The organism is Streptomyces sp. NPDC031111 (assembly GCF_055570675.1).
Map to the genome: position 1 here is coordinate 73,062 of NZ_JBVIGS010000013.1, position 13,516 is coordinate 86,577.

Genomic DNA, 13,516 nt, shown 5'->3' on the forward strand with positions numbered 1-13,516 from the left:
CCGCACCGGGCCCCTCAGGTCGCCGAGGCCCGGCGGGCCGCCCTGGGGGACCAGGCCGCGACGGTGTCGCGCACCTCGTCGGCCAGTTCGTCCACGGAGCGGTCGGCGCAGGGGAGGCGGCGGATCGCCATGCCGGGGTGGGTTCGGGCGAGCCCGTCCAGGACGGCGTCGTAGTCCTGCCGGGTCGCCGTGAGGAAGGCCGCGGTCTCGTGGAGTTCGCCGCCGCGGGTGCGTTCCCTGGTGCGGCGCAGGGCCTCGGACACGGGCAGGTCGAGGAGGAGGACGCCGTCCGGGAGGGCGACGTCGAACCGGTGGGCGAGGGTCTCGGACAGGTCGTGCGGGGGCAGCGTGCCCCAGCGCAGCACCTCCGTTCCCGTCGCCCAGGGGTCCGTGTCCCCCGTGCGGTTGCGCAGCCACTCGCGCACCGCACGGGCGGCGTCCGGGTCCTGCTTGCGCCACCAGGCGTCGACGTCGGTGCCGGGCACGGTGTCCCGCCCGGCGCGGGCGAACAGCGGCAGATAGACCAGCGGGTCGACGAGCGGATGCCGGTCGGCGAGCACGGTCCGGCCGCCGGCCGCCGCGTGCCGTTCCGCCGGGCCGAACAGGCACAGCTGGAGGTACAGGACGCAGACCTTGAGCTGGACCCGGCCCACCTCGTCCGCCGCGGACGAGGCACCGGCCAGCGCCGCCGACAGCTCGGCGTAGGGGCTGTCCGGGTCCTCGTGCCCCCGTACGGCGTGCACGACCCTGACGCCGTCCCGTTCACGGAGCCGGCGCAGCACCGTGGTCTTGCCGGTCCCGTCGATGCCGACCAGCGCGACGCGCATCTCACCCACCGTCCCGTGCCTCCTCCAGGTGCCACAGCCGGAAGGCGGTCGCCACCACCCCGGGCAGGAACGCGAACTCACGCTGGGTGTGCCCGGCCGCGTACAGCGACAGGCGGGTCATCAGGAACTCCCGCAGCGCCAGCCGGTGTCCGCGCCGCCAGTCGCAGCCGGCGACGAGCCGCGCCGCCCGCGGCGACACCGAGGCCACCGCCCGCGCGTGCACCTCCAGGAAGCGGTCCACCTCGTCCGCCGTGACCCGCGGGCCGGCGGTGAACGCCAGCAGCTCCACGGCGTCCCGCTGGGGCGGGCCCACGGTGGCGAGCTCCCAGTCGTACGCCACCACCCGTCCGTCCCGCACCGCGAGGTTGCGGGGGTTGAAGTCGTTGTGGACCAGGGTGCGGGGCACCGCGTGCAGTTCCTGGGTCCAGTGGTCGGCGTCCTCGACGACGCCGAGCAGCACGTCCCGGCGAGCGGGGTCCAGCAGCTCGGGCAGCTCCGCCGCGGCATGGCGCACCAGCGCCGCCCACAGCTCCCGCGCCTTCGCCAGCTGCGCGGGTTCGGGCACGTGGTGCAGCCAGCCCTCGGCCAGGATGTCCTGGTCACGGCCGAGCCAGTGCCCGTGGACGGCGCCGACGGCACGCAGCGCGTCCTCGATCCGGCCGGCGTGCCACGGCCCGCCGTCGTCGCGCAGCCGTTCCATGAGGATGACGTACGCCTCGCGCTCGTCGTCCTCCAGGAGGCCGTAGCAGCGCGGCAGCAGCTCCGTCAGGGCGGGCTCCGGGCGCCGGTACACCGCCAGTTCCCGGCGGTGCGCGTCGGTGAACACGGTGTCGGCGCCCCAACGCCGCCACGCCGCGGCCGGTTCCGGCCCGCACAGCGACACCAGCTTCGCGATGCCGCCGACGATCTCCTCCCCGCGCGACTTGACCTTCGCCACCAGTTCGGCGCCGGTGGAACCGTCGGCGGAGCTCCAGCCGACGCTCAGCGGGTACAGGCCGGTCAGCTTGCGCCGCTCGGCCAGCGCGCCGAGCTCGCTGGAGATGCCGTCGCCGTGCAGCCGGGGCCCCGCCGTCACGCGGGTGACGTGCAGTCGGGGGTCGCCGGTACCCCGCGCGAGCAGCGGCTGGAGCAGCGCCGCGTCCAGGTCGCCCGGCTGGAGCCAGTCGACGCGGCGGGCCCGGCCGAGACGCTGGTGCGCCGCCGCGAACTGGCCGCTGACCACCGCCGCCATGGTCGACACGTCGAGGGCGAGGGCGAACCCGGCGACGATCTCGGCGAACCGGCGCGCACCGCCCGCGCCCGTGCAGCCCAGCAGGGTGAGCAGATCGCGCTGGTGCGGCAGCGCGGTGCCGCCGCCGACGGTGCCCACGACCAGGTTGGGCAGCAGCAGCGTGGCGACGAGGTCGTCGCCTTCCGTCTCCATGGAGAAGATCGACACGCCCGACTCGTGGACACAGGCCACGTCCTGGCCGGTGGCGAGGAACAGGGCCGCGACGATGTTCGCCGCGTTCACGCCGTAGCCGACCGTGCCCGCCTGCTGGGCCCCGAGGACCGTCGCCACATGGCTCTTCACCATGGCCTCCGGCGTGGTCTTCAGGATGCCGGTCACCGCGTCGCGGCGCACCCGGCACTCCGCGGTCACCCGGGTGCCGCGCCCGGCCAGCAGGGAGCCGACGGCCGTCTTCTTGTCGCCGCTGAGGTTGCCCTCCAGCAGGGTGTTCACCGGGCGCGGGCCGTCCTCGTCGGCGACGGCGTCGGTCAGCCAGCGCAGGATCTGCCAGGTGGCCGCCGTCGTCATGTTCTGCCCGGCGGCGTCCGCGGTCTCGAACACGCAGCGCAGGTGCAGATAGCGGCCGATCTGGTACGGCTCGACGTCGATCAGCCGGGTGTGCCGGGACACCAGGCGGACCTGCTCCTCCAGCCGGCCGTGCCGCTCCCGCAGCCAGCCCGTGAACCGGTGCGCGGCGGCGAGGTCGGCGAACTCCAGCACGGGTGCCCGGGTCATCCGCTGCGACAGCACCTTCGTCGTCACCCCGCCGGACGCGGTCAGCGCCCGGGCGCCCCGCGACGCGGAGGCCACCAGCGCGCCCTCGGTGGTGGCGAGCGGGGCGACGACGCTGTCCCGGGCGGCGTCCCCGACGAACAGCAGCGGACCGGCGAGGCCCACCGGCACCTCCACGGAGCCGACGAAGTTCTCCACGTTGCCGACCAGGTTCTCGGCGGCGAACGCGGTGTTCTCCAGCGAGGCGAGCGCGGTGCCGCTGCGCTCCCGCAGCCAGTCCAGCCGCTGTCTGCGGGCTTCCTCGGAGTACTGTCCGCGGCCCGGGATGGCGTCGCTCATGCGTCCCTCGTTTCGTGGTTCCGCGTCGGCATCAGGCTGCCCCCGGCCGGGTGGCCACGAGCCGCGCCCAGGCGTCGTCGGAGGGCAGGAAGACCCGGTCCTTGACGCGGGGCGGGCGCTGTCCGCCGCGCACGGTGCGCTCCCACTCCCGCAGGAAGGCGTCCTCGTGCACCGTGATCACCTCCACGGGGGCGATCCGCCCGGACCGGCGGCCGGTCCCGTAGCCGGGGCAGTGCTCCGCCAGCCGGGCGTCGAGGGCGTCGGCCAGGTTCGGCACCGGGGGGCCCGCGAAGGCCACCGCGACCTGGTAGCGGCCGGGATGGTCGGGAGTCAGGCGGTAGGTGGCGTTGCGGATCTCCGCCCCGGTGTCGTGGCAGGCGGCGCCCAGGGCGCGGACCGCCATGGCCTCGGTGAGCCGCTCCCCGGCGGCGGAGCGGACGATGCCCCGTCCGGCGTACTCGACGCGCGGAGTGCGCCCGATCCGGCCGACGACCCGGACCACGTCCGTGACGGCGCACCGGTACAGCCCGCCGATGTGGCTGAACACGAGGTGGTAGTCGCGTCCCTCCTCCAGTTCGGTGGGCAGCAGCGTCTCGCTGTCGGCGGACAGCGGACCGTCGGCCGGGACGAACTCGTAGACGCAGCCCGGCAGATAGAGTGGCGCACCGCTGGGGTGCCGGTCGACCGGTACGGCGGCCGGACCCTCGCAGGACGCGACGGGCGCGGCGAACAACTGGACGCCGGGCCCGTAGGTCTCCCGCACGCGGGGCAGATAGAGGGAGGCGAGCGCGCTGTTCCAGACGAGGACGGCGGTCAGCCGCGGCCACAGGTGCTGGGGCAGGACCGTGCCGAACGTCTTGGCGTACCGCGCGATCTCGTCGGCGCGTTCCGGGTCGGGCGAGGTGTGCGGCCGGCCCCCGAGCGTGCCGGCCCGGATGTCCTCGACGAGCCGGGGCCACGAGGTGCGCAGCTGGTAGGGCAGGGCGGCGACCATCGCGGGATTGATACCGATGACGACCCGGATGTCCTGCGCGGCGGCGAGCCGCAGCTTGAAGTAGGCGCGTTCCCAGGGGTCGGCGGCGGCGAGTTCGTCGGGGATACGGCTCCAGGGGGCGTCGTTGCCCGGTCCGACGGCCGAGTCCTCGCCGAACCGGCGGTAGTCGACCTGGCTGGAGCCGATGTGCGGCTGGCCCCGGTCGGTGCGGGCCGCGGGCGCGGTCGGGTCCTGCCACAGGTTCAGCACGCCGTTCGGCACGGCCGCCGCCTCGGGCAGCGTCTCCAGCAGGGGCGCGAACGCGGCGTGGTAGAAGGGCAGGAAGGTCTCCCGCATGTAGGTGCGGGTCACCGGGATGTGCTTCTCGCGGCCGGTGCTGCCGCTGGAGGAGAAGTAGACGACCGGGTCGTCGGCGGTCAGCACGCCCGGTTCGCCGTCCATCGCCCGCTCGATCCACGGCATCAGCGCCTCGTGCGTGCGGATCGGCACCGCCCGGCGCAGCTCGTCGACGGTGCGGACGGCGGCCAGCCCGTGCTCGCGGCCGAACGCGGTGTCGGCGTTGTGCTCCAGGATCCGGGTGAGCAGCTCGCGTTGCGTCTCCTCGGGGCGGTCCAGGGTCTCCAGGAGCCGGCGGTGTTCCGCCCGTACGCGTGCGGCCTCCATTCAGTGGCCTCCTCGGTCGCGGTTCGATGTGAGCACGCCGTACAGGCGCAGCCGGTCGGGGTCCGTGCCGTCGTGACCGATCCGGGTCTGGACCGTGGCGGCGCGGCGGGGGTCGAGTTCGGCACGGAAGTCCGCCGGGTCGAGGACGTGACGGTGTTCCACGCGGAGGGTGTCGCCCGCCCGGACCAGGCCGCGCAGCACCGCCTCGGCGACCAGGTGGTGCACATGGACCAGATAGGCGTCACTGCCGACCCCGCCGACGGCCACCGTCATGTCCGCGCGGTGTCCGGAGGGCCGCCCCGGGACGGGCACGGTGAACGGCCGGGCCGGCGCGTCGACCGGGGCCGGCCCCTGGAAGGCACGCAACAGCCGGGACAGGGCGGACAGTTCGCGGCGAGGTGCCGGGCCGTACCAGGCGAGGCCGCCGCCGGGGGCGAGGTGGGTGTGCGGATGCCGGGCGGCCACGCTCGCGGGCTGGCCGGCGAGGAACACGGTGCGGGTGAAGGCGCGGTACCAGCCCTCCCGCCGGCCGGGCGGGAGCGCCAGGGCGAACGCGGCCGCGCCCGCGACGAACGTCGCCGGGTCGAAGTCGTCCACGACGACGACGGCGGTCAGCCCGTGCGGGGCGGGGCCGTCGCCCGGGAGCCCGGCGCGGACCGCGCTCACCCGTGCCCGCGCGGCCGAGGCCAGTGCCTCGGCATCGGACGGCCGTACGGCCGGAGGGGCGCTCATGTGTAGATCGCCCGGATGTCGGGGGCCGCCGGCATGGCGGGCCGGGCGAGCAGGGACGCCGTCAGCCGGTACGGGTCGACGTACCCCTGCGGGGTGCGGAGCCGGGACAGTGAGGTGTCCCGCACGGGTCGGTCGTCGACGGCCGTACGGCCGAGCAGCCGGGCCGCGCGCCCCACGCAGCGGCGCAGCAGCCGCATCCGGAACGGCTGGGCGGAACGCCGGTGCAGTGTCCCGACGAAGTACAGCCGCATGCCGAGCCGGTAGGCGTCCCGGCCGGCCGAGCCGGAGACGGCCGCCAGGTCGCCGAGCGTCGCGCCCCGCCAGCCGCCGTACCGGCTGGAGCGGACCGTCCCGCCCACCGGCACCCTGCTCAGGGCGAGGCGTGCGGTGCGGGCGCCGAACTCGGCCAGAACACGCTCCAGGAGCAGGTAGTCGGCGGTGATGCCGTCGTCGTGGACCAGCAGGAAGCGCCGTCCCGGGCCGATCAGCGGGACCAGTTCGCGCAGGATCGGCAGCAGGTAGTTGGGGTGTCCGTCGGCGCCGACGAGCCGGCGCAGCGGCAGGCCCCAGCGGGGGCCGTCGAGGTGGACGGGGCCGCCGTAGCGGCGGTGGTCGATCAGCAGGCCCCGCGCGGCGAGGGTGTCGAGCATCGCCCCGGCCGTGGTGGCGAGCGGACGGTCGGCCGCGAGACCGAGGTCGCCGACGCCCAGCAGCTCCAGCTGGGCCCGCCACAGCTCCAGCATGCGGCGCCCGGCCGGGTGGATCCAGCCGTCCTCGTCGGCGCGGGTCAGTCCGGCGCCGACCGCAAGGGGGTCGGCCGTCCGGCGTCCGGCGTGGAAGCGGACGTACCGCTCGCCGATCGCCGTCTCCGACTCGCGGCTCCAGTCGGTGTGCGGCTCGGTCAGGTCGAGGTGGTGCCAGAAGGCCGTCGCCTGGGTGGTCACGGTGGCCATGCGGTTGTTCCAGACCAGCCGCACCCCGCCGGCGCCGGCCCGGGCGCTCGCCTTGACCAGCACGTCGGTCCACAGCAGGCCCTTGACATGGGTCGGGGTGAGCGGCTTCGTCGGAGTGATCGTCACCGGTGCCACGACGAGTTCGGTGACGGGGGCGCCTGTCAGCTGCATGGGCACGCCGTTCGTCCGGATGGGCGGTGAGTCGGGTCCCGCGGTGGGTCAAGTCCTGAGGTGAGTCAAGTCCTTCCTCCCACAAGGGACTTGAGGGACACAGGGGGCGAGGCTAACCAGGCCGGAAATGAGGCGTCCAACAAACGCCGTTCGGCTGGCACCTTGCTGCCAATTCCGCTCCCGGGGCACCCCGGACCCTGCGGAAAACCGCAGGGTCCGGGGTGGGGGGAAACCGCACAACTTCGACGGCTATCCGCATACCGGCACTGAGCTGGGATTTCTAGCGTGGTCACGGATCGCGGCACCGGCCCGCGGCGTGCGCTTCGTATCTGGAGACTTCGAAATGGACCACATCACCCTCGCGCTGCCACAGGAGCCCGCGGACGGCATCGCGGGATGGGCCGCCGACCTGGTGGACGCCATGGGCGCCCCCGGCGCCGGCCTCGCTGTCGCCCTGGAGAACCTCTTCCCGCCGCTGCCGAGCGAGATCATCCTGCCGTTGACCGGCTTCGCCGCCGGACAGGGCGTCATCAGTCTCTTCGCGGCCCTGTTCTGGACCACGCTCGGTTCCGTGGTCGGCGCGACCGTCCTCTACTACATCGGCGCGCTGTTCGGCCGGGAGCGGATGTACGCGATCTGGGCCAGGCTGCCCCTGGTCAAGACCTCCGACCTGGAGCGGACGGAGGAGTGGTTCGCCAAGCACGGCACCAAGGCCGTCTTCCTCGGCCGCATGGTGCCGATCTTCCGCAGCCTGATCTCCGTGCCGGCCGGCCTCGAACGCATGCCGCTGCCGACCTTCCTGACGCTGACCGCCATCGGCAGCCTGATGTGGAACGCCGTCCTGGTCATGTCCGGCTACTGGCTGGGCGACCAGTGGGACACCGTCGGTGACTACGTCGGTGTGATCAGCAAGGGCGTCCTGGTCCTGGTGGTCGCCGCACTGGCCTTCTACATCGTGATCCGGCTGCGCTCCCGCGGCACCGCCCAGCACCGCCGTACGTCGTGACCAGCCCTCTCCTCACCGAGACCGAACGATCTTGCCCCGGCTGCGCAGCCCGACTACGCTCGGCCAGCGTGCAGGGGGATTCGGCGGACATGACCACCCAGCCCCTCCCGACGGCGCCCGGAACCGCGCTGCCGGGGGGTGAGCCCACGGCGACGCCGACCCCGGCGCTGCCGATGCGGGCCGCCGGAGTCCTCCTCGGCTGTCTGACCGCGCTGCTGGGACTGCTGTACTTCGTCGTCGCCGGCGCCCCGCTCGGCCCACTGCTGCTGTGGCCGCGCACCCGGCGGCGGGCGTTCGTCGTCCTGACCGCCGGGGCCCGACGGCTGACGGCGCTCGAACGGTGGCGCCGCTCGGTCTTCTTCGGGGACCGCTTCCCCGACCGGCCCGTGCCCGACCAGCGCATCCTGCGCTACCTCGCCACCCGTACGTACGCCGGTCTGATCACCGGCGTCGTGCTCGGCCTGCTCGCCTTCGGCGCCGTCCTCGCGGGTCTGCTCGTCGCGAGCCTGGTCCGGGGCACCCTCGACTGGGGGGAACTGGTCACCCAGGTCCTGCTCGGCGGGGTGCTGCTCTTCCTGGACGTGCAGGGCCTGTTCTCGCTGGAGGCGCTCGACGCGCGGCTGGCCCGCGAGTGCTTCGGCCCCTCGGAGCGCGAGCTGATGCAGCAGCGCATCGACGAACTGGCCACCAGCCGGGCGGCGGTGCTCCAGGCCGTCGACACCGAGCGCCGGCGCATCGAACGGGACCTGCACGACGGGGTGCAGCAGCGTCTGGTGGCGCTGGCCATGCTCCTCGGGCGGGCCCGTCGCGGCGGCCGTACGCCCGAGCAGGCGCGCAGTCTGCTGGAGCAGGCCCACAAGGAGTCGCAGGACGTCCTGACGGAGCTGCGGGAAGTGGCCTGGCGGGTGTATCCGACGGCGCTGGACAACCTGGGGCTCCAGGAGGCGCTGGCCGGGGTGTCGGAGCGGTGCAGCATCCCCATCCGGACGGACTTCGCGCTCGCCGAGCCGCTGCCCGCCTCCGTCGAGACCGCCGCGTACTTCGTGGTGTCGGAGTCGGTGACCAACGCCGCCAAGCACTCCGCCGCCACGGAGATCCAGGTGAGCGTCCGCACGTACGGGCCGGTCCTCGTCATCCGGGTCGAGGACAATGGCGTCGGCGGCGCGAAGCCGGAGGGCAGCGGGCTGACCGGGCTGCGCAGCCGGGTCGGTGCCCTGGACGGCCGACTGCACGTCCACAGCCCCTCCGGGGGGCCCACCACGATCACCGCGGAGCTGCCGTGCGCGTAATGCTGGCCGAGGACTCGACCCTGCTGCGAGAGGGGCTGGTCCGGCTGCTCACCGAGGAGGGCCACGAGGTCCTCGCCGCGGTGGGTGATGCCGTCGCCCTGCTGCGGGAGGTCGAGGCCCAGCCACCGGACATGGTCGTGGTGGACATCCGGATGCCCCCCACCCACACGGACGAGGGGCTGCGGGCCGCGCTGGAGATCCGCAAGCGGTGGCCCGGGATCGGGGTCCTCGTGCTGTCCCAGCACATAGAGCGCAACTACGCGGCGCAGCTGCTGACGTCGAACGCGGAGCGGGTCGGCTATCTGCTGAAGGACCGGGTCGCCCAGGTGGAGGAGTTCCTCGACGCGCTGGAGCGGATCCAGGCGGGCGGCGCCGCCATCGACCCGGAGGTCGTACGGCAGCTGGTGATCCGTACGACGCACAGCGACCCGCTGGCCCGGCTGACCCCCCGCGAGCGCAGCGTCCTGGAGACCCTGGCCCAGGGGCACACCAACGCGGCCATCTCGGAGAAGCTGCACATCTCCATGAGCACGGTGGAGAAGAACCTCAACATGATCTTCGACAAGCTCGAACTCGCGCACACCACCGGCTACAACCGCCGCATCCTGGCCGTACTGCGCTATCTGGAGTCCTGACGCACGACGTGCCGGGCGGCGGGGGAGCCCCGTCGCCCGGCACGCCGCGGTCACTCGCCGGACCCGCCCGTCACCGGAACACCGTCACTGGAACGAGTACGGGTTCAGCGCGTCGTCCGGCAGGTGCTCGATCTGGATCCGGTCGCCGATGCCGGCCTCCTCGGCGAGTTCGAGCAGCACGTCGAGGGCCACGTGGTCCTCCAGCCCGAAGCCCGTCGAGTCGAAGACCGTCACGGAGTCCCGGTGCCGGGCCGCCGTCTCCGGGTCGGCGCACAGGTCCATCAGGTCGGGCCCGATGTCGCCCTCCTCCAGCTGCTGGCACTCGCCCTCCCGCAGCGCCTGCGCCCGGTGGTCCGGCGTCACGAGCGCCGACTTCAGCACCGCCTCGGGCACCTCGAACTTGCCGATGAGGTCGGCCCCGATGGCGTTGATGTGCACGTGCGGCCGCAGGTCGGTGCCGCTCAGCACCGGTCCGTCGCCGACGCCGACGGACGTGACGGTGCAGATGATGTCCGACGCCGCCTCCAGCTCGGCGAGCTCCACGACCCGGACGTCGATGTCGAGGAAGTCCACCCGGTCCGCGAAGGAACGCGCGTGGGCCGGCTCGATGTCGTACACCAGGATCTGCTCCAGCGGGAACACCCGGCTGAGGGCGTGCGCCTGGGTCACCGCCTGGGCGCCGGCGCCGACCAGGCCGAGGACCCGGCTGTCGGGACGGGCCAGCAGCCGGCTGGCGATCGCCGAGGCGGCTCCGGTACGGATCGCGGTGGGCAGGATTCCGTCGCACACCGCCAGCAGACGGCCCGTCACGTCGTCGTAGCGCGTGAGGGATCCGATGATGGTGGGCAGCTGGAACGTGCTGGGGTTGGACGGCGTGTAGGCCACCGTCTTGATCGTTATGGAACGTCCCGGATCATGGTGCGGCATCCACTCGACGATGGCTGTGTTGTCCGGGCCGCGCAGAAAACCGTCCCGGGTGGGGCTCACGCCTTTGTCCGGAGCGGTGAACGCCTCCTGGAGTCGGACGATCATCCGGTCCATGAAGCGATCGTTGCCGCTCTCCTTGACGAGTTTGGCAACATGCTGCCGGGTGAGGACCGTGGTCTCCATTTTCTCCCCTCGACTGTAGTCGCGCCTCGGCAACTAATTGCCAAGGAATGTACGTCTGACATTCAATGAGCTACGATCCGCGATCGGCCGACATTTCGTGCAGGAAGCTATTGCACAGCCTTTTGCGGGTGCCGCCCAATTCGCGCTCCGAACGTAACGGTCCGGCTTTTAATGGTCAAGGATTCCCAGGGGCGGTACGGTTTCCCGCAGGTTTCTGCCTGCGGTTTCCCGCAGGGCGGCACCTGCGGTTTTCCGTATGTTGAACCTGCGGAAAGCAACGGTCACCACGACGGTTTACCTCGTATCCACCCCGCTGCCGGCGCCTCTAGCGTTTTCCACGTCGAGATCCGACCGGCTTCCCGGGCCGGACCTGCAGCAACGGAAGGAAGCAAGGTGCGAAAGAAACCGGCAACGGTACGGATTGCGCGATGGAGTGCCACGCACCCGTGGTCCGCCATCGGCCTGTGGGTCGTGTTCGTCGCCGCGTGCCTCTTCCTGGGCGGAGCGGCCGGTACGAACGCGATCAGCGACGAGGAGTCGGGGGTCCGCGAGTCGGGCCGGGCCGGCAAGATCGTGCACTCCGGTGACTTCCCCGAGAAGGCCGAGGAGAACGTACTGATCACCGCCGAGGACGGCGGGAAGCTGGACCCGGCGGCCGGCCGGGAAGCGGCGGCGGACGTCGTCGAGCGGATGAAGGCGCTCGACGAGGTCGAGAGCGTCGGCGACCCGTTCCCCTCGCCCGACGGCAAGGCGCTGCTGGTCCCCGTCACCATGAAGGGCGACACGGAGAACGCCGACCAGCGGGTGCAGCCACTGCTCGACGTCAGCGCGTCGGTCCAGGACGACCACGAGGGCCTGCGGGTCGACGAGGTGGGCACCGGCTCGACGGCCAAGGGGCTGTCGGAGACGCTCGGCGAGGACTTCAAGAAGGCCGAGCTGATCAGCCTGCCGCTGACCCTGCTGATCCTGCTCGTCGTCTTCGGCGCGATCATCGCGGCCGGCGTGCCCGTGGTGCTGGCCCTCTCGTGCGTCGGCGCCGCCATCGGACTGTCCACGGTCGCCTCCCACGTACTGCCCGAGACCAGCGCGGTCAGCAACGTCATCCTGCTCATGGGCATGGCCGTCGGCGTGGACTACTCGCTCTTCTACCTCAAGCGGGAGCGCGAGGAGCGCCGCGCGGGGAAGAACCACGTCGACGCGATCGAGATCGCCGCGGAGACCTCCGGGCACACCGTCGTGGTCTCCGGCACCACCGTCATCGTGGCGATGGCCGGCCTCTACCTGGCCAACGAGGCGACCTTCGCCTCCCTGGCCACCGGCTCGATCATCGTCGTGGCGGTCGCCGTACTGGCCTCGCTGACCGTGCTGCCCGCCCTGCTCGCCAAGCTGGGACGCTGGGTCGACAAGCCCAGGGTGCCGTTCCTGTGGCGGCTCACCATGCGCTCCGGCGAGTCGAGGGTGTGGCCCGCGCTGCTGCGTCCGGCGCTGTCCAAGCCGGTCATCACACTGGTGGTGTCCGTGGGCGCGCTGCTGCTGCTGGCCGTGCCGGCCCTCGACATGAAGCTCAAGCAGCCGGGCTCCGACGACCTGTCCCGGGACATCCCCGTGGTGCAGGCGATGGACCGGCTCACCGAGTCCTTCCCCAGCAAGGGCACCGTGCACCAGGTCGCCGTCCGGGCGCCCGCCGGTCAGGCCGACGAGGTGAAGTCCGCGCTTCAGGGCCTGCTCGAGCGCACCGCGGAGGACGACCTGTTCGCCCACGACTCCACACCGACGATCAAGGAGTCGGCGGACCACCGGGTCCACACCGTGGACGTGGGCACGCCGTACCAGCCGAAGAGCGACGGGGCCCGCGAGTCCCTGGACCTGCTGCGCGACTGGGTGCCGCAGGCCATGGCCGACGTGCCCGACGCCGAGAGCGCGGTCGGCGGCAAGGTGGCGCAGGGCGTGGACTTCACGGGCCACCTCGAGGAGCGCATGCCCTGGGTGGTGGGCTTCGTCCTGCTGCTGACCTTCGTCACCATGGTGATGATCTTCCGGTCGCTGGCCGTGGCGTTCTCCGCGATCCTGCTGAACCTGCTCTCCGCGGCGGCCTCGTTCGGTGTGCTGGTCGCCGTCTTCCAGAACACCTGGGCCGAGGGCATCCTCGACTTCCACAGCTCGGGCGCGGTCGTCTCGTGGCTGCCGCTGTTCCTGTTCGTGGTGCTGTTCGGGCTGTCGATGGACTACCACGTCTTCGTGGTCAGCCGGATCCGCGAGGCCGCGCTCGAGGGCGTCACGACCAAGGTCGCCGTCCGTGAGGGCATCACCCGCTCCGCGGGCGTGGTGACCAGCGCCGCGATCGTCATGGTCGGGGTGTTCGCGATCTTCGGCACCCTGAGCATGGTCGAGTTCAAGCAGCTGGGCGTGGGTCTCGCGGCGGCCATCCTGCTGGACGCCGTGATCATCCGGATCTATGTGCTGCCGGCGCTGATGACGGCCCTGGGCAAGTGGAACTGGTGGCCCGGCAAGCTCTCCGGCGGCACCGGCGGCACCGGTGGACCGGCCCCCGTACCGGACCAGGCCGAGCCCACCCGCCACCCCGAGGAGCAGCCCCAGTACGCACGGTTCGCCTCCCCGCAGCAGCAGTACGGTCAGCCGTACCAGCAGGACGCGCAGCAGCAGCCGTACCAGCAGGGCGGGTACCAGCAGTACCAGCAGGACGGCTACCAGCAGGGCGGTCATCCGCAGCAGGAGACGCGGCCCGGCCAGCACCGCCGTGATACCTCGCGACCTGACTACTACCAGCCGTAGAG

At 72.5% G+C, this 13,516-nt stretch carries 10 protein-coding genes; 4 read left to right on the forward strand and 6 right to left on the reverse strand.

From position 1 onward, the window contains the following. Positions 1-14: 14 nt before the first annotated feature. Genes ACZ470_RS25755 through ACZ470_RS25775 form a run of 5 tightly spaced genes read right to left on the reverse strand, consistent with a single transcriptional unit; the run spans position 15 to position 6,681 of the window. Positions 15-836 (reverse strand): DEAD/DEAH box helicase family protein, encoded by an 822-nt coding sequence (locus ACZ470_RS25755; RefSeq protein WP_468430841.1) that lies wholly within the window; start codon positions 834-836, stop codon positions 15-17. Next, a complete protein-coding gene (locus tag ACZ470_RS25760) occupies positions 829-3,168 on the reverse strand; it encodes a hypothetical protein (protein ID WP_468430843.1) in 2,340 nt (779 codons plus the stop codon). The genes ACZ470_RS25755 and ACZ470_RS25760 overlap by 8 nt, the downstream gene beginning before the upstream one ends. A gap of 31 nt (positions 3,169-3,199) precedes the next feature. Continuing rightward, on the reverse strand, positions 3,200-4,825 hold the full coding sequence (locus ACZ470_RS25765; protein WP_468430844.1) for a GH3 auxin-responsive promoter family protein: 1,626 nt from the start codon (positions 4,823-4,825) through the stop codon (positions 3,200-3,202). Beyond that, a complete protein-coding gene (locus ACZ470_RS25770; protein WP_468430845.1) occupies positions 4,826-5,557 on the reverse strand; it encodes a DUF6182 family protein in 732 nt (243 codons plus the stop codon). Continuing rightward, on the reverse strand, positions 5,554-6,681 hold the full coding sequence (locus ACZ470_RS25775) for a hypothetical protein (protein ID WP_468430847.1): 1,128 nt from the start codon (positions 6,679-6,681) through the stop codon (positions 5,554-5,556). The genes ACZ470_RS25770 and ACZ470_RS25775 overlap by 4 nt, the downstream gene beginning before the upstream one ends. A gap of 343 nt (positions 6,682-7,024) precedes the next feature. Between ACZ470_RS25775 and ACZ470_RS25780 the strand changes: the two genes are divergently transcribed. The 3 genes from ACZ470_RS25780 (at position 7,025) to ACZ470_RS25790 (ending at position 9,611) form a co-directional block, all read left to right on the forward strand. After that, positions 7,025-7,687: a DedA family protein gene (locus ACZ470_RS25780; RefSeq protein WP_468430848.1), complete on the forward strand. Its 663-nt coding sequence runs from the start codon at positions 7,025-7,027 to the stop codon at positions 7,685-7,687. An 89-nt stretch (positions 7,688-7,776) separates the two neighbouring features. Next, positions 7,777-8,976, forward strand: coding sequence for a sensor histidine kinase (locus ACZ470_RS25785; protein ID WP_468430850.1), 1,200 nt, complete (start codon positions 7,777-7,779; stop codon positions 8,974-8,976). Then, on the forward strand, positions 8,976-9,611 hold the full coding sequence (locus ACZ470_RS25790; RefSeq protein ID WP_468431042.1) for a response regulator: 636 nt from the start codon (positions 8,976-8,978) through the stop codon (positions 9,609-9,611). Before ACZ470_RS25785 ends, ACZ470_RS25790 begins: the two co-directional genes overlap by 1 nt. Positions 9,612-9,695: 84 nt before the next feature. Here ACZ470_RS25790 and ACZ470_RS25795 read toward each other — a convergent pair whose 3' ends face one another. Continuing rightward, a complete protein-coding gene (locus ACZ470_RS25795; protein ID WP_468430852.1) occupies positions 9,696-10,721 on the reverse strand; it encodes an ornithine cyclodeaminase family protein in 1,026 nt (341 codons plus the stop codon). A gap of 393 nt (positions 10,722-11,114) precedes the next feature. Here ACZ470_RS25795 and ACZ470_RS25800 point away from each other — a divergent pair, with 393 nt between their 5' ends. Next, the gene (locus tag ACZ470_RS25800; protein ID WP_468430853.1) at positions 11,115-13,514 is read left to right on the forward strand and encodes an MMPL family transporter; all 2,400 of its coding nucleotides are present in this window, start codon (positions 11,115-11,117) and stop codon (positions 13,512-13,514) included. The last annotated feature ends 2 nt before the right edge of the window (positions 13,515-13,516 follow it).